We start from the raw sequence: 18921 nt of genomic DNA on the forward strand, positions 1-18921 counted from the left end.
ATGTTCACCGGCATCATCGAATCCATCGGCACCATCCGCAGCCTCACCCCAAAGGGCGGCGACGTGCGCGTCTACGTCGAAACCGGCAAGCTCGACCTGGGTGACGTCAAGCTCGGCGACAGCATCGCCGTCAACGGCGTGTGCCTGACCGCCGTGGAGCTGCCGGGCGACGGCTTCTGGGCCGACGTCAGCGTCGAAACCCTCAAGCGCACCGCTTTCATCGACCTCAAGAGCGGTAGCAAGGTCAACCTGGAAAAGGCCCTGACCCCCACCACCCGCCTGGGTGGGCACCTGGTCAGCGGCCACGTCGACGGGGTCGGCGAAATCATTTCGCGCAGCGATAACGCCCGCGCCATCCAGTTCCGCGTGCGTGCACCGAAGGAACTGGCCAAGTACATCGCCCACAAGGGTTCGATCACCGTCGACGGCACCAGCCTGACGGTCAATGAGGTCAATGGCGCCGAGTTCGAGCTGACCATTGTCCCGCACACCCTGTCCGAAACCATCATGGCCGACTACCGTGCAGGGCGTCGGGTAAACCTTGAGGTCGACCTGCTGGCCCGTTACCTGGAGCGTTTGCTGCTGGGTGACAAGGCTGCCGAGCCGAGCAAGGGCAGTGGCATTACCGAAAGCTTCCTGGCCGCCAACGGCTTCTTGAAATCCTGATTGAGAAGGGGGTGCCGCGTGGCGCTCAACAGCATCGAAGAACTGGTCGAAGACATCCGCCAGGGCAAAATGGTCATCCTCATGGATGACGAAGACCGCGAGAACGAAGGCGACATCATCATGGCAGCCGAATGCTGCCTGCCCGAGCACATCAACTTCATGGCCAAGCACGCCCGTGGCCTGATCTGCATGCCGATGACCCGCGAGCGTTGCGAAACGCTGAAGCTGCCGCTGATGGCGCCGCGCAACGGCTCGGGCTTCGGCACCAAGTTCACCGTGTCGATCGAAGCCGCCGAAGGCGTTACCACCGGTATTTCCGCCGCTGACCGCGCCCGCACCGTGCAGGCCGCCGCCGCCAAGGATGCCAAGGCCGAAGACATCGTCAGCCCTGGCCACATCTTCCCGCTGATGGCCCAGCCAGGTGGCACCCTGGCCCGCGCCGGCCACACCGAAGCCGCCTGCGACCTGGCGCGCATGGCCGGTTTCGAGCCAAGCGGCGTGATCTGCGAAGTGATGAACGACGACGGCACCATGTCGCGCCGCGCCGAGCTGGAAGTGTTCGCCGCCGAGCACGGCCTGAAGATCGGCACCATCGCCGACCTGATTCACTACCGCATGATCCATGAGCGCACCGTGCAGCGCGTTTCCGAGCAACCGGTGGAGAGTGAGCTGGGTGAGTTCAACCTGGTCACCTACCGCGACGCGGTCGAAGGCGACGTGCACATGGCCCTGACCCTGGGCAAGATCTGCGCCGAAGAGCCGACCCTGGTGCGGGTACACAACATGGACCCGCTGCGCGACCTGCTGCTGGTCAAGCAACCGGGCCGCTGGAGCCTGCGCGCGGCCATGGCTGCCGTGGCCGAGGCCGGCAGCGGCGTGGTCTTGCTGCTGGGCCACCCGCTGGACGGCGACGTGCTGCTGGCGCACATCCGCGAAAGCGCGGGCGATGCGCCGACCAAGGCGCCGACCACTTACAGCACCGTGGGTGCCGGTTCGCAGATCCTGCGCGACCTAGGTGTGCGCAAGATGCGCCTGATGAGTTCGCCGATGAAGTTCAACGCGATATCCGGATTCGATCTGGAAGTTGTAGAATACGTGCCCTCCGAGTGACTTGAGGCGGCATTGACGCCCTCTGCTCGAGTCCAGACCCCTGTCGAGGCCGCTTGTATGCGGCCTCGCTCTTGAAGATGAGAATATCGGAATGACCCTGAAGACCATCGAAGGTACCTTCATCGCCCCCAAAGGTCGCTATGCTTTGGTGGTTGGCCGCTTCAACAGCTTCGTCGTCGAAAGCCTGGTAAGCGGTGCCGTTGACGCCCTGGTTCGCCACGGTGTCAGCGAAAGCGACATCACCATCATTCGTGCCCCGGGTGCATTCGAAATCCCGCTGGTAGCACAGAAGGTCGCCCAGCAAGGCGCCTACGACGCGATCATCGCCCTGGGCGCCGTGATCCGTGGTGGTACCCCGCACTTCGAATACGTGGCGGGCGAATGCACCAAAGGCCTGGCCCAGGTGTCCATGGAGTTCGGTGTTCCGGTGGCCTTCGGCGTACTGACCGTCGACTCCATCGAGCAAGCCATCGAGCGTTCCGGCACCAAAGCCGGCAACAAAGGTGCTGAAGCTGCCCTGTCCGCACTGGAAATGGTCAGCCTGCTGGCGCAGTTGGAGGCCAAGTGATTAGCGACGAAAGCGATCGTTTCAACCCGCGCGATCCAAAACCTGCGGATGCCGGCAAGCCCTCCAAGAGCGCCAAGCGCCGCGAAGCCCGCAAGCTCGCGACCCAGGCCCTCTATCAGTGGCACATGGCCCAGCATTCGCTGAACGAGATCGAAGCGCAGTTCCGGGTCGATAACGATTTCACCGATGTCGACGGTGCCTATTTCCGCGAGATCCTGCATGGGGTTCCGGCAATCAAAGGCGAAATTGACAAGGCATTGGTGCCTTGCATGGCCATCGCACTGGAAGAGCTCGACCCGGTCGAGCTGGCCGTGCTGCGCCTGTCCACCTGGGAACTGATCAAGCGCGTCGACGTTCCGTACCGCGTGGTGATCAACGAAGGTGTGGAGCTGGCCAAGGTCTTCGGTGCCACCGACGGCCACAAGTTCGTCAACGGCGTGCTGGACAAGCTCGCCCCGGCCCTGCGTGAAGCAGAAGTCAAGGCGAACAAGCGCTGATCCTGGCGCTGCCTGGCCATGGGTGAGTTCGAGCTGATCAACCATTACTTCGCCGCCGCGCCCTGTGCGCAAGGCGGCGAGGGCGTGGCCCTGGGTATTGGCGACGACTGTGCCCTGCTGGATCTTCCCCCCGGTGAGCAACTGGCGGTGTCGACCGACACCCTGGTCGCCGGGGTGCACTTTCCTGATGTTTGCGATCCGCTGTTGCTTGGCCAGCGCTCGTTGGCCGTGGCGGCCAGTGACCTGGCGGCCATGGGCGCGACGGCAATCGGCTTTACCCTCGCCCTGACCCTGTCTGACGTCGGCCCTGACTGGCTGGCGGCTTTTGCCGACGGCCTCAGCCGCATGGCCCAGCGTTGCCGCATGAGCCTGATCGGTGGTGACACCACGCGCGGCCCGCTGAGCATTACCGTGACCGTGTTCGGTCGTGTGCCGGCTGGCCAGGCCTTGCGCCGCAGCGGTGCAAGGCCTGGCGACCTGCTGTGTGTCGGTGGTTCGCTGGGCAAGGCCGCCGGTGCATTGCCGTTGGTGCTGGGTGAGCGCGAGGCGCCGGCGGCGCAGGCCGAGCCACTGTTGGCCCATTACTGGTCACCGATGCCGCAACTCACCCTCGGTGCGCTGTTGCGTGGCCGGGCCACGGCGGCGCTGGATATCTCCGATGGGTTGCTCGCCGACTGCGGGCATATCGCCAAGGCATCCGGTGTGGCATTGCAGGTGAACCTGGCGCAAGTGCCAGTGTCTCCTGCTTTGGAAGCTTTCCTCGGCCGTGAAGCCGCGGTACGGGCAGCGCTCACCGGTGGCGACGATTACGTACTGGCCTTCACCTTGCCGCCTGAGGCGCTTGCGCCCCTGGCTGCCTTCGACTTTATCGAAGTGCACACCATAGGCCGCGTGCTCGAAGGGCAGGGTGTGACCTTGCGCGACGTGCAGGGCCAGGACATCACCCCCGTTCAGCGGGGCTATCAACACTTTAGGGAGACACCGTGACCGATCACCCCAATCAGGTGCCTGCGGAGTTCGTTCCGCCTTCGGTCTGGCGCAACCCGTGGCACTTCATCGCGTTTGGCTTCGGTTCCGGTACCTTGCCCAAGGCGCCGGGTACCTGGGGCTCGCTGGTGGCCATACCGTTCATCCCGCTGTGGCAGATGCTGCCCGACTGGGGTTACTGGCTGTTGCTTGGCGTCAGCATGCTGTTTGGCTTCTGGTTGTGCGGCAAAGTTGCCAATGACTTGCGCGTACACGACCATGAAGGCATTGTCTGGGACGAGATCGTCGGCATGTGGATTACTCTCTGGCTGGTGCCAGAAGGCTGGCAATGGCTGCTGGCAGGGTTCCTCATGTTCCGCTTCTTCGACATCCTCAAGCCGTGGCCGATCCGCTGGGTCGACCGCCATGTGCACGGGGGCGTCGGTATCATGCTCGACGATATCCTGGCCGGCGTGTTCGCCTGGCTGGGCATGCAGGTTCTGGTGTGGGCGGTTGCCTGAAACAGGGAGCGCGTGAATGGCCATAAGGACTGTGCTGCTGGCAATGCTGCTGAGTATTGCCCCGTGGGTGAACGCTGGCGAAGGCGTACCGAAACAGATCCACCTGGTCAGCGAGGAGTGGCTCGACTACACCAACGCTGACGGCACCGGGGTGGCCTGGGACGTGCTGCGTAAAGTGTTCGAGCCGGCCGGGGTCAAGGTGCTCACCCAGAGCGCGCCCTACAGCCGTGCGGTCGGCTTGGTGAAGCGTGGCGAGGCGGATGCCTGGGTGGGTTCGTACAAGGAAGAGAACGACGACAACCTGTACCCGCGCTGGCACTTCGATATGGACCATATCTACGCCCTGGGGCTGGCCAGCAAACCTGTGCCCACCCCGGAGACCGTCGGCAAGTATCGCCTGGCCTGGGTACGCGGCTACGACTACAGCAGTTACCTGCCCAATGCGCATGACTTCCGGGAAATCCAGCGTCGTGAAGGCATCTTGCCGATGCTTGAGCATGACCGGGTGGATTTCTACATCGATGCGCTGACCGAGGTCGACTATGTGCTGGGCCAGGCGTCCCAGCCCGAGCGCTTCCGCCGCACCCACGTCGCCGAGCTGCCGCTGTACTTGGCTTTTGCCCGTAACGACCAGGCCAAGGCCCTGCGTGATCTATTCGACAAGCGCATGGCAGAGCTGGTGCGCAGTGGCGAGCTGAAGCCGATTTTCGAGCACTGGAAGCAGCCGTATCCGTTCACGGCGGATAGCAAACCCCATTGACCTGACGCCCGCTCCCACAGGGATTCGAGCAAGGCTCAGGCGTGCTGGTCACTACTAAGCATCGAACTTTTCGATCTTAACCCACGGTATTCAGCCAGCCCACATCCCTCAACCTGCTGATACAATCGGCTCACGAGAAATTTCCTACTTATTCCAGGAGCACAACGTGCCCGTCGTCTTTGTTGCCGCCTCTAAACTCCCGACTCCCTTCGCGACCTTCACCATGCATGGCTTTCTCGACGAAGCCACTGGCCGTGAGCACGTGGTGCTCAGCCTGGGTGATATCGCGGACGGCCAGCCGGTGCTAGGGCGTCTGCACTCCGAGTGCCTGACCGGCGATGCCCTGTTCAGCCAGCGCTGCGACTGCGGCTCACAGCTGGAAGCCGCACTCCAGGCCATCGCCCGCGAAGGCCGTGGCGTGCTGCTGTACCTGCGTCAGGAAGGCCGTGGCATTGGCCTGCTGAATAAGATCCGCGCCTACGAACTGCAGGATGGTGGCGCCGACACCGTCGAGGCCAATGAGCGCCTGGGCTTCGCCGCTGACCAGCGTGACTACGCCATGTGCCTGCCGATGCTCGAACACCTTGGCGTGAAGTCGCTGCGCTTGATGACCAACAACCCGCGCAAGGTCAAAGCCCTGACCGACATGAACATCGTGGTTGCCGAGCGAGTACCGCTGCACACCGGGCACAACCCGCACAACCGTTACTACCTGGCGACCAAGGCCGGCAAACTGGGCCACATGCTGGGCAACGAACATCAGGGCGAGGCGCCTCAGGCGTGACCCGCGCCGAGGTCAAGCGGCGCCTGGCGTTGGCCTGGTGGCAGTACCTGGCCGTTGGCCTGGTGCCGCTGCCGATCATGGCCTGGGCCTTTGGTGGCGGTGACGCATTGATCCCAGTGCTGGCCATGCCACTGTTCATCGCCGGCGCGGCCACCATGTTCCTCAGCCTGCCGCGCTTCGGTGCCTACAAGCGCGCACTCATCGCCACCTCCAAGGTGCTTGGCAGCAGCGAAGAGCCTGCTGCTTGGATCGAACTGGCGCGGGTACGGCGCATGGCCATGCTGTATGCCTGCTTTCCTGCCTGGGTCGCCGCGCTGTCGGTGCTGGTTGGCCTGGAGGCGGTGCCGCAGATCCTGCTCGCATTGTCTACGGTGGTAGTGCTGTACCTCTATCGCATTCCGCGTCAGCTCGGCTGATGCGCCTGCTGCCTGGCCTGCTGGCACTGTTCGCCTGCACCGCGCTGGCCGCCGAGCCCTTGCGGGTGGTTAGCCTGGCCCCCTCGATGACTGAAATCATGCTTGAGCTGCAGGCCGACGACCTGCTGGTGGGCGTGCTCGACGGTGGCGAACGGCCGGCTGCCTTGCGCGACTTGCCCTCGGTCGGGCGGCAAGGGCAACTGGACATGGAGCGCTTGCTCAGCCTGCGCCCCGACCTGTTGCTGCTGTGGCCTGGCAGTGTGCCGCCCGCCCAGCGCGACCAGCTCAAGCGCCTGGGCATTTCCACCTTCAGTGGTGAGCCCCATGACATCGACCAGTTGATCGAGCAGATCGAGGCCATCGCCGGGCGTATCGGGCGTGCCGAGCAAGGCCATGCGTACGCGCAAACCCTGCGAAAGCGGCTGCAGCAACTGCGCCAGCAGTATCGGCGTGAGCAACCCTTGCAGGTGTTCTATCAAGTGTGGGATCGACCGTTATACACGCTCGGTGGCCGCCAAGTGGTGAGCGATGCCCTGGCCGTGTGCGGGGCGCGCAACGTGTTCGCCGACCTCGGCCAACCGGCGCCACAGGTGAATGTAGAGTCTGTGCTGCTGCGTAATCCGCAAGTCATCCTGGCCGGCGATCAGGCTCAGCTGGCCAGCTGGAAGGCCTGGCCGCAACTGCGAGCGGTAGCCGATGGGCGCCTGCTGGTGGTGCCCGACAAAGGCTTGGAGCGCCCCAGCGGGCAGATGATCGAAGCCACCGCCCGCTTGTGTGCGTTGCTGGAAGCTAAAGCGCCGGCGTCCAGGTGACGCTCAGCAGCCATGTGCGGCCTTCCTCACGGTAGCCGTAGTCATTGCCCAGATAGTTGTAGTGGACGCGGCTGTACTGCTTGTCCAGCAGGTTATCCAGCTTCAGGTCGAGGGTAAGCTCGCGGCTTGCCACCCAGCTGCCGCGCAGGCCCACGATGCCATAGCCGCCGATGGGGTCGTTATTGCCTTCATCGTTGTAACTGCTACTGACTGCCTGCCAGGTAGCGCCAACAGCGAAACGGTCGAACTGGCGGTCCACGTCCAGGCTCAAGGTGCGTCGTGCCCGGCGCGGGAGGGTATGGCCGTTCTCCCTGTTGCGCGGGTCGATCAGTGCCAGGCCCAGTCGAGACGTCCAACTGTTCCATTCCTGGCTCAGGGCCATTTCGAAGCCGTTGATGCGCGCGGTGCCGACATTCTCGGGTTGCTCGCTGTATTCGATCGCGTCACGCAAGTCGGTGCGGTACAGCGAGGCTTCCAGTTTGCTGCTTTTGCTCAGTTGGCTGCGCCATTGCAACTCATAGCTTTTCGAGTGTTCGGGCTTGAGGTCCGGGTTGTTGTAGCCGGGGAAGTACAGGTCGTTGAAGGTGGGCGCGCGGAAGCCTTCGCTGTACGACAGCAACACATCATTGGCTGCGTTGAGCGGTAGCGTCAGGCTGCCGCTCCAGGTGGTCTGCCCCCCGAACTGCTGATTGTTGTCATGGCGCAGGCCCAGTTCGGTGGAAAAGTACTCGCCATGAAAGCGATGCTGGGCGAACAGCGCACGATTCCAGCGGCTGTCCTCGGTGAAGTCCGCGCTCGCATGGACACGGTCTTCGTACCAGTCGCCACCCAGCAGCAGGCTGTTGCGCTCATCCAGGGCCAGGTTGTTTTGCCAGGTTGCCTGGTCGCGGTAGGTATTGAACGGGGCACTTGAATGGCTGAGCTTGTCCCGGCTGTCGTCGCGGTTTTCGCTGTGGGCCAGCTCGAACCGTGTGTTCCACTGCTCGCTGAGCTGAGCATCCAGGTAGCTGCCGATGCTGCTGACAGCGAAATTGGAATACGGCATTTGAGCGCTTGCACCACGCGGCTCGTCGAATTCGCGCCGCCCACGGCTGTCGAGCAGGTTCAGGCCGGCCTCGAAGCGTTCACCGAAGGTGTGGCTAAGGCTCAGGTTGAGGGCCTTGTTGCGGTAGGCGTCGTGGTCGCCATCACTGGCGAAGGATGGCCCGGTCGAGTCGATGCCGGCCGTTTCATCCAGGCTGGCTCCGAGATTGAAGCGGGTTGAATCGTTGCCACCAGAAAGCCCCAGGCTGCGTTGGAACGTCTGGTTGCTGCCAGCGGCCATGCGCAGGCGCGGCTGCAGGCCAGGGCCATTGCCACGACGGGTGAAGATCTGGATCACACCGCCAATGGCATCGCTGCCGTACACCGCCGAGCGCGAGCCGCGCAGCACTTCAACCCGCTCGATCTGGTCGACGTCGAGAAACTGCAGGCCGCTGTCGCCGGAGGTGGCGTTGGCAATGCGTACGCCGTCGACCAGCACCAGGCTTTGTGCGGCTTTGGTACCACGGATGAAGATACCCGGCAGGCTGCCACGGCCACCGGTGGGGGCCACTTGCACGCCGGGCACGCGGCTGAGCAGGTCGGTGACACTGCTGGGTTGCAGGCGGTCGATGTCGGTACGGGTGAAGACGGTGTTGGCGGCGCTGGTGGCAGTGCGTGATTCGACCTGGCGACTGGCGCTGATCAATACGTCGGGGAGCTTGAGGGCGTCGTCGCGTTCGGCGGCCAGTAGCAATGTAGGGGTGCAGAGTAGTGCGGCACAGGCGGAGATTTTCATGGGAGTTCCAATGCATTCGCGGGCAAGCCCGCTCCCACAGAAGCATCACAGCCCTCAAGAGGCGTGGATTGCTTGTGGAAGCGGGCTTGCCCGCGAATAGGGATTACAGGCCGAGCTTGGCCATGCGGGCTTTCACCGAAGCCTCGATCCCGGCGGCATCCAGCCCACACTCAGCCAGCATTTGCGCAGGCTTGGCATGCTCGACGTAGATATCCGGCAGCCCCAGGTGCAGCAAGGGTTTGACCACGGCTTCGTTGGCCAGGAACTCACCCACCGCAGCGCCCGCGCCCCCCATGATGGCGTTCTCTTCAATGGTCACCAGCAGTTCGTGGCTGCCGGCCAGCTCCAGCACCAAGGCCTCGTCCAGCGGTTTGACGAAACGCATGTCGACCACGGTGGCGTTGATCTGCTCGGCCACCTGCATGGCTTCGGCCAGCTGCACGCCAAACACCAGCAGGGCGACTTTCTCGCCCTGGCGGCGAACCACGCCCTTGCCGATTTCCAGTGGCTCCAGGTCGCCGCTGATCGGCGCGTTCGGGCCGGTGCCGCGGGGGTAGCGCACGGCTGCCGGGCCGTTGTACAGGTGGCCGGTGCTGAGCATCTTGCGCAGCTCGTTCTCGTCGCTGGGGGTCATCACCAGCATGCCCGGGATGCAGCGCAGGTACGACAGGTCGTAGCTGCCAGCGTGGGTCGGGCCGTCTTCGCCGACCAGGCCGGCGCGGTCGATGGCGAACAGCACGTCGAGGTTCTGCACCGCCACGTCGTGGATCAACTGGTCGTAGGCGCGCTGCAGGAAGGTAGAGTAGATCGCCACCACCGGCTTGCTGCCTTCGCAGGCCATGCCAGCTGCCAGGGTCACGGCGTGCTGCTCGGCAATCGCCACGTCGAAGTAGCGTTCCGGGTAGCGCTCGCTGAAGTCGACCAGGTCCGAACCTTCCTTCATCGCCGGGGTAATGCCCACCAGGCGGTTGTCGGCGGCGGCCATGTCGCACAGCCACTGACCGAACACGGCGGAATATTTCGGGCCGCTGACTTTCTTCGGCGCGGCAGGCTTGTCCACGGGTTCCAGCTTGGTGATGGCGTGGTAGCCGATCGGGTCGACCTCGGCCGGGGCGAAGCCCTTGCCCTTCTTGGTCACCACGTGCAGGAATTGCGGGCCCTTCAGATCGCGCATGTTGCGCAAGGTGGCGATCATGGTCGGCAGGTCGTGGCCGTCGATCGGGCCGATGTAATTCCAGCCCAGCTCTTCGAACAGCGTGCCCGGCACCAGCATGCCCTTGGCGTACTCCTCGGTGCGGCGGGCGATTTCCCAGGCACCTGGCAGCCGCGACAGCACTTTCTTGCTGCCTTCGCGCATGCTCGCGTAGGTGCGGCTGGAAAGGATCTTGGCCAGGTAGTTGGACAGGCCGCCGACATTGCGCGAAATCGACATGTCGTTGTCGTTGAGGATCACCAGCATGTCGGCGTTGACTTCCTGGGCGTGGTTCAACGCCTCGAAGGCCATGCCGGCGGTCAGCGCGCCATCACCGATCACCGCGATCGACTTGCGTGCACTGTTTTGCAGGCGGGCGGCAATGGCCATGCCCAGCGCGGCGCTGATCGAGGTGCTGGAGTGGCCGACGCCAAAGGTGTCGTACTCGCTTTCGCTGCGGCGCGGGAAGGCGGCGATGCCGTCCTTCTGACGCAGGCTGAGCATGCGGTTACGGCGCCCGGTGAGGATCTTGTGCGGGTAGGCCTGATGGCCCACGTCCCACACCAGCCGATCGTCCGGGGTGTCGAACACGTAGTGCAGGGCGATGGTCAGCTCGATCACGCCAAGACCGGCACCAAAATGCCCACCGGTCTGCCCCACGGTGTAGAGCAGTTCCTGGCGCAGTTCGTCGGCCAGGGTCTCCAGGTCGGCTTCGGCCAACCGGCGCAGGCCGGCAGGCGTGTCAGCGCGGTCGAGCAACGGCGTGACCGGGCGTTCGCGGGGGATCTCTTGAAACGTCGTGGGCATCAGGCGAGTCGTTATAGGTGTGTGAAGACGCGGCAGTTTACCCCATTGTAGGAAAAGCTGCCCATTCAGACGGGTGTCGCATGGGGCGCAGGGTGGCCCCAATCAATCAGTTTCGGCGTTCGACGATGTAACGCGCCAAAGCCCGCAGCGGCTCGGCGGTTTCACCGAACCCTTGCAGTGCGGCCAGCGCCTGGTCGCGCAGTTCGATGGCATAGGCCTTGGCCGCTTCCAGGCCGAGCAGGGCCGGGTAGGTCGGTTTGTCGCGGGCGATGTCGGCACCTTGGCGTTTGCCCAGGGTGGCGGTGTCGCTTTCCACATCGAGGATGTCGTCCTGCACCTGGAACGCCAGGCCGATGGCCTGTGCATAAGTCTGCAAGGCATCCAGCTGCGCCTGTTCGGCGCGGGCACTGGCCAGGGCGCCGAGGCGCACGCTGGCTTCGATCAGTGCGCCGGTCTTGTGCCGGTGCATGAATTCCAGCGCCTGCTGGTCCAGCTTCAGGCCCACCGAACCGAGGTCGATGGCCTGGCCGCCGACCATGCCGGCCGGGCCGGCAGCCTGGGCCAGGGCCTGGACCATGGCCAGGCGGATGCTGTCTGCCTGCGGGCTCAGGCGTGGGTCGAGCAAGGCGCTGAACGCCAGGCTCTGCAGGCCGTCGCCAGCCAGGATAGCGCAGGCTTCATCGAACGCTTTGTGGGTCGTTGGCTGGCCGCGACGCAGGTCGTCGTCGTCCATGGCCGGCAGGTCGTCATGCACCAGCGAGTAAGCGTGGATCAGCTCGACCGCGCAGGCTGCGCCGTTGGCCTGCTCTGCCGGGGCGCCCAGGGCTTCGCAGGCGGCGTAAGCCAGTAACGGACGCACACGCTTGCCGCCGTTCATCACGCTGTAGCGCATGGCAGCGTAAAGGCGTTCCAGTTCTTTGGTCGGCGCGATGAACAGCGGTTCGAGGGCTGCGTCGACCCGCGCCTGGCAATGGGCCTGGTAGGTGGCAATCATGCGTCTGGCTCCGCGTCGAAGGGCTGGGCAGCCAGCTCGCCGTCGCGCTCCAGCAGTATTTGCACCTTCTGTTCGGCCTGGGCCAGGGCGCCCTGGCAATCGCGGGTCAGGGCGATGCCTTGCTCGAAGGCGGCCAGCGACTCTTCCAGCGACAACTCGCCGTTCTCCAGGCGCTCGACCAGCGCTTGCAGGTCTGCGAGGGATTGCTCGAAATCGAGGGAGGCTTTTTTGCGGGCCATGGCGACTGTCTCGGTGGCATTCAGAACGGCGCGACACTAGCAGAGCGGGGCGGGGGGAGCAAACTTGTGTAGGGTGGGCTTATGAGGGGCGACGTTATTTTTGTTGTGCGCCTGAGAACGAGCGCCGCCCGCGCGGCGCATCGCGAGCAAGCTCGCTCCTACATCTGTTGCGGGCCAATTATTCCTGAGGCGCAGGCGCGCGGCCCGCTAGTGTCCGCCTCGATAATATGTGGAACAAACAAGGCGGTTGCGTGCGTTGGCGCAGGCGTTACTGGCCCGAAACAAATGTAGGAGCGAGCTTGCTCGCGATGCGCCGCGCGGGCGGCGCTCGATTTTCGCGCCACTATCTCTATCAAGCCATGCGCCTGGAAGCCATCAAGCAGTAGCTGTTTCCAATTCCACCATCGCCTCACGATACCGCGCCAATTCCTCGATGGTGAGCACCGGCAAATGGTACTGCCGCGCATACACCGCTACCTGCTCGCCACGGGCCATGCTGCCATCGGGGTTCATCAGCTCGCACAGCACCGCCGCCGGGCGCAGGCCGGCCAGACGCGCCAGGTCCACCGAACCTTCGGTGTGCCCACGGCGGGTCAGCACGCCGCCATTGCGTGCGCGCAGCGGGAACACATGCCCCGGGCTGACAATATGTCGCTGTTCGGCGCTGGAGCGCAGGGCCGCCGCAATGGTGGTGATACGGTCCTGGGCACTCACCCCGGTGGTGATACCCTCTGCCGCTTCGATGGTGACGGTGAAGCCGGTGCCATGACGGGCCTGGTTGTTTTGCACCATGGGTGCCAACTGCAGTTCGTCGACGGTGGCTTCGTCCAGGCACAGGCAGACGATACCGCTGCAGTCGCGAATCATCATGGCCATGGTTTGCAACGAAATATTTTCGGCGGCGGCAATGATGTCCGCTTCGTCCTCGCGGTCGTCATCGTCGAGCAACAGTACAGGGCGCCCGGCCTGGAAAGCGGCGATGGCGGCGGAAACATTTGGGAATTGCGAGTGGTGCTGGGTGGACATGAAACGCTCCTCGTGAATGATCGATGAACGTCTCGGGGCGAACAAAATGCGCGCGCAGGGGCGCCCGGATGGCCCCTGCCTGACGCCTTCTTTCATCCGGACTATGACCGTCGGCTCTGGAGTCGCACCAGATCTGCTGACCCCCGGCATGGCCGGGGCGCTCGCGGGCTCATCTTTCGATTTACCGCCGGTGGGGACTTTCACCCCGCCCTGAAGACCGGTCAAGCATACAGCACAGTGCCACCCCACTGGCAACCCGCTGCTCTACGACCTTCGGCGGTATCATGCAGGCATGGCCTTTCTGGAATAACCCCATGGACATTCTCCAAGTCGCCGGCGGCAAGCCGATCAAGATGTGGACCGATGGCGTGCCGGTCGAAGACGACGCCCGCCGGCAATTGCTGAATACGGCCAGGATGCCGTTCATCTTCAAGCACTTGGCCGTGATGCCGGACGTGCACCTGGGCAAGGGCTCGACCATTGGCAGCGTGATCCCCACGGTCGGCGCGATCATCCCCGCAACAGTGGGTGTGGACATTGGCTGCGGCATGATCGCCGCGCGCACTTCGCTGCATGCGCGTGACCTGCCAGACAACCTGCATGGCCTGCGCAGTGCCATCGAGCAGGCGGTGCCGCATGGCAAAACCTTCGGCAAGCGCGACCAGGGCGCCTGGGCCGAGGTGCCGGCCAAGGCGGACAAGGCCTGGGGCCTGCTGGCCGGGCGCTTCAAGGCCATTACCGACAAGTACCCGCGGTTGGAGAAGACCAACAATCGCCACCACCTGGGCACGCTGGGCGGTGGCAACCACTTCATCGAGGTGTGCCTGGATGAGGCCGACCGCGTCTGGTTCATGCTGCACAGCGGTTCGCGCGGTGTGGGCAATGCCATCGGCAACCTGTTCATCGAACTGGCCCAGGCCGACATGCGCCAGCATCTGGCCAACCTGCCGGACAAGGACCTGGCGTACTTCGAGGAAGGCAGTCGCCATTTCGCCGACTACGTCGAGGCCGTGGAGTGGGCGCAGGACTACGCCCGGCGAAACCGCGAGCTGATGATGCTGGCAGTGGTCGGTGCAGCTCGCAAGGTGCTGGGCAGGCCATTCGAGGCCAACCTGGAGGCGGTGAACTGCCACCACAACTATGTACAGCGTGAGCAGCATTTTGGCCGCGAAGTGTTGGTCACGCGCAAAGGCGCGGTGTCGGCGCAGAAGGGGCAATTGGGCATCATCCCAGGCTCGATGGGGGCCAAGAGCTTCATCGTGCGTGGGTTGGGCAACGAGGAGTCGTTCTGTTCCTGCAGCCATGGTGCCGGGCGGGTAATGAGCCGGACCAAGGCCAAAAGCCGCTTTACCGTCGAAGACCAACGGCGGGCCACGGCGCATGTGGAGTGCCGCAAGGACAAAGAGGTCATCGACGAGATACCGATGGCCTACAAGGACATCGACGCGGTGATGCGTGCCCAGCAGGCGCTTGTAGAGGTGGTTCATACCCTGCGCCAGGTCGTGTGCGTGAAGGGGTGACGAGAAGCGCCGTAACTAACTACCACACCGTGCGCCGGGGCAATTCATAGAGTGTCGGGCAGCCCACTTCGGGCAGACACCTGAGGATTGCAGACATGGCCACGCTATACCCGTTCACCGACAACGATGTGGATGATGCCTTTGCCCAGCTCGACAAGACGCTGTTCGACAAGGCACGCGAAGCGGATGGGCCCGAACGCGATCCGACCCCGAAAATGCTCATCGTTGCGGGGGCGCAAGGGTCGGGCAAGACCTACCTGCTGGAGAAGCAGTTGCTGCCCAGTGGGCGCTACGAGCACTTCGTGCGTCTATACCTGCCCGCATTTCGCGAATTGCACCCGCACTATGCAGAAATGAGCGAGCAGGGCGTGTTGCATGTATACGAGCACACCGAGGCCTTTATCTGGGCGCTGAGCGGCAAAGTGTTCGCCTACGCGTTCGCCAATCGCTACAACATCATCATGGAGACGGCGCTGGATGACCAGGCGTTCGCCGCTTTCCCGCCTGCCGCAGTGGAGGCGGGATACCGCTTCGAGCTCCACATGATTGCGTGCAAGGAGGCATTCAGCCATTGGTCGACCCTTGACCGGGGCGTGAAAAGCGTCGCCAAGGGCGAACTGGAGCGTTTCCTGCCGCTGTCCAAGATCGAAGCTTCCCAGGCGAATGCCAAAGCGATCTTGAGTGCCTTCGAAAACGCCTGTATCCAGGCCCCAGGTTCGCAGCTCACACTTTATGAGCGTGGTTTCGAGACGGACCAGCAGAGCAAGGTGCTGTGCCACAGCACATGCGATGCCTATGGCGAGCTCACCCCGCAGGAGGACTATGCTGGCCAGCCGTTCTTCCGCGCCCCGCACCACGATACTGGCCTGGAAATCCGGCGTAGCCCGCAGGCCAGCTTCCCGAGTGCCTATCTTCAGTACTTCCAGGTTGTGCACGCCGGCATGTTCGATGAGCAGGTGCGCCAGCAGATGGTCAAGGCCTGCTGCAAGACCCTTGGCCAGGCCACCGACCGGGTGCCCCTGGTTTCCAAGGATGCCTTGCGCGAGCTTAGCCAGTACGTGCTCAAGTACACCTATCCCTGATGCAGTGGCGCAACAGCAGGCCGGAGCTTATCTGGCCAGCTGTTCGATCACTGTATTCAACGAAGCCCCCAGCATTTGCCCATGGTCCAGCCCTTCGAACCGCTCGAAGCGCACGTGTAGGCCTTCTACCTTGGCCAGGTCCGCCGCCAGTTCGCGCGCGGGCCGCTCCACATCGCCCTTTACCTGCGCCCTGGGGTTCGCAGGCTCCTCGCTGCCCCGCATCAGCAGCAGCCGAGCAGGGTGGTTGCCCATGCGTTGCGCAAGCCCCTGCGCTTCATGCGCGATCGCCCCGTCATGCCACCACAGCGATGGGCTGGCCGCGGCGTAATCGCTGAACGCGCTGGGGCGGGTGAACAGCGTATGCAGCACGGCCAGCCCGCCGTAGGAGTGGCCCCACAGGGTTTGCTGGTGCAGGTCGATGGGGGCCATGGCCGCCACCTTCTGCCGCATGGGCCCGGTCAGCAGCTCAAGAAACGCCTCCACGCCACCACTGGGCTCCCCGGTCAGCGGGTCGCGCTGTTCCACCCGCCCGGGCAGTTCCGGGGTGTAGTCATAGGTGCGCGCAGTCCGCTCGATACGCTGGTCGGTCTGGTAACCCACGGCTACCAGCAGAGGCGCCTGGCCGGCAGCGAGCTTGCCCAGTTGTTGGCTGTCCAGCGCCCCAAGCGCTGCATTGCCATCGAGCATCCACAGCACCGGGTACCCGGACGCTGGCGCCGGGCGGTTCGGCTGGCCGACCCACAGGCGGTAGTGGCGCCGGCCATCGGCCGAGTCCAGGTCTAGCTGACTGAAGCGGTATGCCAGGTCCTGGCGCTGCAGCAGCGACGTGTCCATCTTCTGGTTGTGCTCGGGTTGCGCCAAGGCAACAGGGGCTGCGAGGGCCAATGCCAAAGCCAGCGTCAGGGTCATCTTGCTCATCGGGCGTCTCGTCGGGGCTTTGCGAGGAGTGCAAGGCTGGAGGGGCAGATGATAATCAGTCCTGATTGAGCGTAAAGCGCATTAACTTTCTAAACAGTCCCTGGCAATTGGCAAGGTCATGTGCAGGCACAGGCCGGGGTGACCGTTGCTGGCCCACAAGCGGCCGCCTTGCAGCTCGATGGCGCGGCGAGCGATGGCCAGCCCCAGGCCGAAACCAGCGCCGCTGTTGGCCAGGCGCTGGTAAGGCTTGAAGATGCGCTCAAGGTCGCTGTCAGGCACACCGGGGCCCTGATCGCTCAGGCGCAGGTGCCAGCAATCGCCTTCACGCCAGCCATCCAGGCTGATCCGGCCCTCGTCCGGCGAATGGCGAATGGCATTGCGCAGCAGGTTTTCCAGGGCCTGGGCCAGGCTGTCCAGATGGGCTTGTACCCGGCAGTCGGTACCGAGCGAACACGGCAGGCGCGAGCGGTCCCAGCCGCTTTCGAAGCAGACGTCCTGGCACAGTGCTTCCCATACCGAAATCATCAACACCGGCTCGGTCGCCAGGCTGGGTTGTTCGGTGTCCAGCCAGGCCAGGTCCAGTGTGTCTTCCAGCAACTTCTGCATGTCGGCGACTTCGCGGTCCAGGCGCTCGCGCAGTTGCGGCGGCGGCAAATCGCTGTCGTGGGCAATGCGCAGTCGCGCCAGGGGGGTGCGCAGTTCGTGGGACAACGTGCGCAACAGCAGGCGCTGTTGCTCCAGGCTCTGGCGCAAGCGCCCGGCCATGTGCTCGAAGGCCTGTGCCAGTTCACCCAGCTCATCACGGCGTTCCTGCAGGGGCAAGGCTGGGCCGTCCAGGTCATCGGCGCGCAGGGCGTCGGCGCGGTCGCGCAGGCGGTTCAACGGCACCACCAGGTGGCGGTACAGCGCCAGGCCCAGCAGCAGGGCGAGCAGCGCGGGCGCGACGCCGTGGGTGACCACGTGGGTCCATGGCGTCAGGCCAGTGGGCAGCAGGCGCTCGGGCAATTGCAGGACCAGGCGACCGTGCTCGGGGTGCTGGGGGAATTCGATGCTGACGTAGGGCAGTTCATCCTGCAGGCGCCGGCTCATCGGCCAGTCGAGTTTGCGCATGAAGGTCAGGTGGCTGGCTTGCTCGGCACTCAGTGGCGTGGTGCCAAGGCTTTGCAAGTGCGGTCCGACCAGGGCAACCCAGGTGTCCTCGGCCTGCTCCAGCTGCTTGCGCCAGGCCTCGGCACCCACCGCGCCGCCCTGGTTCCAGGCCTGTTCGGCTTGTTGCGCATAACGCGCCAGGTAATCCTGGTCGGCCTGGGACAGGAAGTAGGTACTGCGCTCTACCGACAGGCCCCAGGTCCAGATCAGCCAGACCAGCAACAGGCAGAAGCTGACCTGCAGTACGGCCAGTTTCCACAGCAAAGGGTGGCGGCGCATCAGGGCTGTTCCGTGTCGACCAGGATATACCCCTGACCACGCACGGCCTGGATCTGCAGGTGCTGGGCACTGATGTCGGCCAGTTTGCGGCGCAGGTTGCACACATGCACGTCCAGGCCCCGATCCAGGCGGGTGTAGGCCCGGTGCAGCACGGTCTGGTACAGGAATGGCTTGCTCAAGGCTTCGCCGGGGTGGGCCCGCAGCGTGGCCAGCAAGCGGAATTCGGAAGCGGTAAGGCCAGCGGCGTTGCCGTTGTGGATAACGTCCTGTCGGTCGTGGTCCAGCATCACCTCGCCGACGTCGGCACGCAGCACCGTACCGCGATCGAATGCCACGCGCCGCAGCAAGGCATCGACCCGGGCGTCCAGCTCCGCCAGGCTAAACGGCTTGGGCAGGTAATCGTCCGCACCACGGGTAAAGCCGCTGATGCGATCCTGCTCGGCCCCTAGCGCCGACATCAGCATGACCGGTACTGCCTGCTGGCGGCGCAACGCGTCGAGCAGGCTGAGGCCGTCGATGCCTGGCAGCATGATGTCCAGCAGCACCAGCTCGAACTGCGATTGCTGTATGGCATTCAGGGCCTGGGTACCGCTGGCGCAGGCGTGCACCTGGAAGCCTCGGTTGAGGAAGTGGCGCTCCAGGTCCTGAAGCAGGCGGGGGTCGTCTTCGACTAGGAGAAGTGAGGTGGGCACGGCGAGCCTTGAATGAGAATTCATATCAGTTGCGCATCATCCCATTGCCGATGGACCGAGGGCAACGGCGCAATGTGTTAAGAAGGTTAATGATGCTGCACCCC

Annotated in this window: 20 protein-coding genes and 1 riboswitch; of the genes, 12 read left to right on the plus strand and 8 right to left on the minus strand. The window is 64.2% G+C overall.

Features of this window, described 5'->3' with window-relative positions; all coding sequences use genetic code 11:
- From ACNFBR_RS24285 to ACNFBR_RS24330, 10 genes are all read left to right on the plus strand, one after another.
- Complete coding sequence (locus ACNFBR_RS24285) at positions 1-666, plus strand: riboflavin synthase (RefSeq protein WP_003255399.1); 666 nt, start codon at positions 1-3, stop codon at positions 664-666.
- 18 nt (positions 667-684) lie between these two features.
- Positions 685-1776, plus strand: a complete 1092-nt coding sequence (ribBA, locus tag ACNFBR_RS24290) for a bifunctional 3,4-dihydroxy-2-butanone-4-phosphate synthase/GTP cyclohydrolase II (protein WP_012270288.1) — start codon at positions 685-687, stop codon at positions 1774-1776.
- A gap of 91 nt (positions 1777-1867) precedes the next feature.
- Positions 1868-2344, plus strand: coding sequence for a 6,7-dimethyl-8-ribityllumazine synthase (gene ribE / locus ACNFBR_RS24295; RefSeq protein ID WP_003255395.1), 477 nt, complete (start codon positions 1868-1870; stop codon positions 2342-2344).
- Complete coding sequence (gene nusB, locus ACNFBR_RS24300) at positions 2341-2841, plus strand: transcription antitermination factor NusB (protein WP_054886551.1); 501 nt, start codon at positions 2341-2343, stop codon at positions 2839-2841. The genes ribE and nusB overlap by 4 nt, the downstream gene beginning before the upstream one ends.
- Positions 2842-2859: 18 nt before the next feature.
- Positions 2860-3828, plus strand: a complete 969-nt coding sequence (gene thiL / locus ACNFBR_RS24305; protein ID WP_416737115.1) for a thiamine-phosphate kinase — start codon at positions 2860-2862, stop codon at positions 3826-3828.
- Positions 3825-4328: a phosphatidylglycerophosphatase A gene (locus ACNFBR_RS24310; protein ID WP_004376077.1), complete on the plus strand. Its 504-nt coding sequence runs from the start codon at positions 3825-3827 to the stop codon at positions 4326-4328. The genes thiL and ACNFBR_RS24310 overlap by 4 nt, the downstream gene beginning before the upstream one ends.
- Positions 4329-4344: 16 nt before the next feature.
- Entirely contained in the window at positions 4345-5088 is a 744-nt protein-coding gene (locus ACNFBR_RS24315) for a substrate-binding periplasmic protein (RefSeq protein ID WP_416737116.1), read from the plus strand.
- A gap of 166 nt (positions 5089-5254) precedes the next feature.
- Positions 5255-5872, plus strand: coding sequence for a GTP cyclohydrolase II (gene ribA / locus ACNFBR_RS24320; protein WP_012270291.1), 618 nt, complete (start codon positions 5255-5257; stop codon positions 5870-5872).
- Positions 5869-6288, plus strand: coding sequence for an MFS transporter (locus tag ACNFBR_RS24325; protein ID WP_416737117.1), 420 nt, complete (start codon positions 5869-5871; stop codon positions 6286-6288). Before ribA ends, ACNFBR_RS24325 begins: the two co-directional genes overlap by 4 nt.
- Positions 6288-7100: a cobalamin-binding protein gene (locus tag ACNFBR_RS24330; protein WP_416737118.1), complete on the plus strand. Its 813-nt coding sequence runs from the start codon at positions 6288-6290 to the stop codon at positions 7098-7100. Before ACNFBR_RS24325 ends, ACNFBR_RS24330 begins: the two co-directional genes overlap by 1 nt.
- On the opposite strand, the gene ACNFBR_RS24335 is transcribed toward ACNFBR_RS24330, so the two are convergent.
- The 5 genes from ACNFBR_RS24335 to ribB form a co-directional block, all read right to left on the minus strand.
- Positions 7078-8919 carry a TonB-dependent receptor plug domain-containing protein gene (locus tag ACNFBR_RS24335; protein WP_416737119.1) on the minus strand — a complete coding sequence of 614 codons (1842 nt, stop codon included), beginning with the start codon at positions 8917-8919 and terminating at the stop codon, positions 7078-7080. The two genes, ACNFBR_RS24330 and ACNFBR_RS24335, sit on opposite strands and share 23 nt — an antisense overlap.
- 103 nt (positions 8920-9022) lie before the next feature.
- Positions 9023-10918 carry a 1-deoxy-D-xylulose-5-phosphate synthase gene (dxs, locus tag ACNFBR_RS24340; protein ID WP_416737120.1) on the minus strand — a complete coding sequence of 632 codons (1896 nt, stop codon included), beginning with the start codon at positions 10916-10918 and terminating at the stop codon, positions 9023-9025.
- 106 nt (positions 10919-11024) lie between these two features.
- Positions 11025-11912 carry a (2E,6E)-farnesyl diphosphate synthase gene (gene ispA, locus ACNFBR_RS24345; protein WP_416737121.1) on the minus strand — a complete coding sequence of 296 codons (888 nt, stop codon included), beginning with the start codon at positions 11910-11912 and terminating at the stop codon, positions 11025-11027.
- Positions 11909-12151, minus strand: a complete 243-nt coding sequence (locus ACNFBR_RS24350; RefSeq protein WP_416737122.1) for an exodeoxyribonuclease VII small subunit — start codon at positions 12149-12151, stop codon at positions 11909-11911. The genes ispA and ACNFBR_RS24350 overlap by 4 nt, the downstream gene beginning before the upstream one ends.
- Before the next feature lie 375 nt (positions 12152-12526).
- Positions 12527-13177, minus strand: coding sequence for a 3,4-dihydroxy-2-butanone-4-phosphate synthase (ribB, locus tag ACNFBR_RS24355; RefSeq protein ID WP_416737123.1), 651 nt, complete (start codon positions 13175-13177; stop codon positions 12527-12529).
- 80 nt (positions 13178-13257) lie between these two features.
- Positions 13258-13399: riboswitch (FMN riboswitch) on the minus strand.
- 92 nt (positions 13400-13491) lie between these two features.
- Here ribB and ACNFBR_RS24360 point away from each other — a divergent pair.
- Together ACNFBR_RS24360 and ACNFBR_RS24365 are read left to right on the plus strand one after the other, a co-directional pair.
- A complete protein-coding gene (locus ACNFBR_RS24360) occupies positions 13492-14697 on the plus strand; it encodes an RtcB family protein (RefSeq protein WP_416737124.1) in 1206 nt (401 codons plus the stop codon).
- Between the two features lie 95 nt (positions 14698-14792).
- Positions 14793-15779 carry a zeta toxin family protein gene (locus tag ACNFBR_RS24365; RefSeq protein WP_416737125.1) on the plus strand — a complete coding sequence of 329 codons (987 nt, stop codon included), beginning with the start codon at positions 14793-14795 and terminating at the stop codon, positions 15777-15779.
- 27 nt (positions 15780-15806) lie between these two features.
- On the opposite strand, the gene ACNFBR_RS24370 is transcribed toward ACNFBR_RS24365, so the two are convergent.
- From ACNFBR_RS24370 to ACNFBR_RS24380, 3 genes are all read right to left on the minus strand, one after another.
- On the minus strand, positions 15807-16697 hold the full coding sequence (locus ACNFBR_RS24370; RefSeq protein ID WP_416737126.1) for an alpha/beta hydrolase: 891 nt from the start codon (positions 16695-16697) through the stop codon (positions 15807-15809).
- 81 nt (positions 16698-16778) lie between these two features.
- Complete coding sequence (locus ACNFBR_RS24375; protein ID WP_416737127.1) at positions 16779-18125, minus strand: histidine kinase sensor domain-containing protein; 1347 nt, start codon at positions 18123-18125, stop codon at positions 16779-16781.
- A complete protein-coding gene (locus ACNFBR_RS24380) occupies positions 18125-18817 on the minus strand; it encodes a response regulator transcription factor (RefSeq protein ID WP_416737128.1) in 693 nt (230 codons plus the stop codon). The genes ACNFBR_RS24375 and ACNFBR_RS24380 overlap by 1 nt, the downstream gene beginning before the upstream one ends.
- Positions 18818-18921 lie beyond the last annotated feature (104 nt).

The organism is Pseudomonas sp. NY11955 (genome assembly GCF_048068035.1).
Taxonomy (GTDB): domain Bacteria; phylum Pseudomonadota; class Gammaproteobacteria; order Pseudomonadales; family Pseudomonadaceae; genus Aquipseudomonas.

Bases quoted from the DNA above. Each gene is read 5' to 3' on its own strand.
- ACNFBR_RS24285 (WP_003255399.1), top strand. From the start codon at position 1: ATGTTCACCGGCATCATCGAATCCATCGGCACCATCCGCAGCCTCACC.
- ribE (WP_003255395.1), top strand. From the start codon at position 1,868: ATGACCCTGAAGACCATCGAAGGTACCTTCATCGCCCCCAAAGGTCGC.
- thiL (WP_416737115.1), top strand. From the start codon at position 2,860: ATGGGTGAGTTCGAGCTGATCAACCATTACTTCGCCGCCGCGCCCTGT.
- ACNFBR_RS24315 (WP_416737116.1), top strand. From the start codon at position 4,345: ATGGCCATAAGGACTGTGCTGCTGGCAATGCTGCTGAGTATTGCCCCG.
- ACNFBR_RS24330 (WP_416737118.1), top strand. From the start codon at position 6,288: ATGCGCCTGCTGCCTGGCCTGCTGGCACTGTTCGCCTGCACCGCGCTG.
- ACNFBR_RS24335 (WP_416737119.1), bottom strand. From the start codon at position 8,919: ATGAAAATCTCCGCCTGTGCCGCACTACTCTGCACCCCTACATTGCTA.
- dxs (WP_416737120.1), bottom strand. From the start codon at position 10,918: ATGCCCACGACGTTTCAAGAGATCCCCCGCGAACGCCCGGTCACGCCG.
- ispA (WP_416737121.1), bottom strand. From the start codon at position 11,912: ATGATTGCCACCTACCAGGCCCATTGCCAGGCGCGGGTCGACGCAGCC.
- ACNFBR_RS24350 (WP_416737122.1), bottom strand. From the start codon at position 12,151: ATGGCCCGCAAAAAAGCCTCCCTCGATTTCGAGCAATCCCTCGCAGAC.
- ribB (WP_416737123.1), bottom strand. From the start codon at position 13,177: ATGTCCACCCAGCACCACTCGCAATTCCCAAATGTTTCCGCCGCCATC.
- ACNFBR_RS24360 (WP_416737124.1), top strand. From the start codon at position 13,492: ATGGACATTCTCCAAGTCGCCGGCGGCAAGCCGATCAAGATGTGGACC.
- ACNFBR_RS24365 (WP_416737125.1), top strand. From the start codon at position 14,793: ATGGCCACGCTATACCCGTTCACCGACAACGATGTGGATGATGCCTTT.
- ACNFBR_RS24370 (WP_416737126.1), bottom strand. From the start codon at position 16,697: ATGAGCAAGATGACCCTGACGCTGGCTTTGGCATTGGCCCTCGCAGCC.
- ACNFBR_RS24375 (WP_416737127.1), bottom strand. From the start codon at position 18,125: ATGCGCCGCCACCCTTTGCTGTGGAAACTGGCCGTACTGCAGGTCAGC.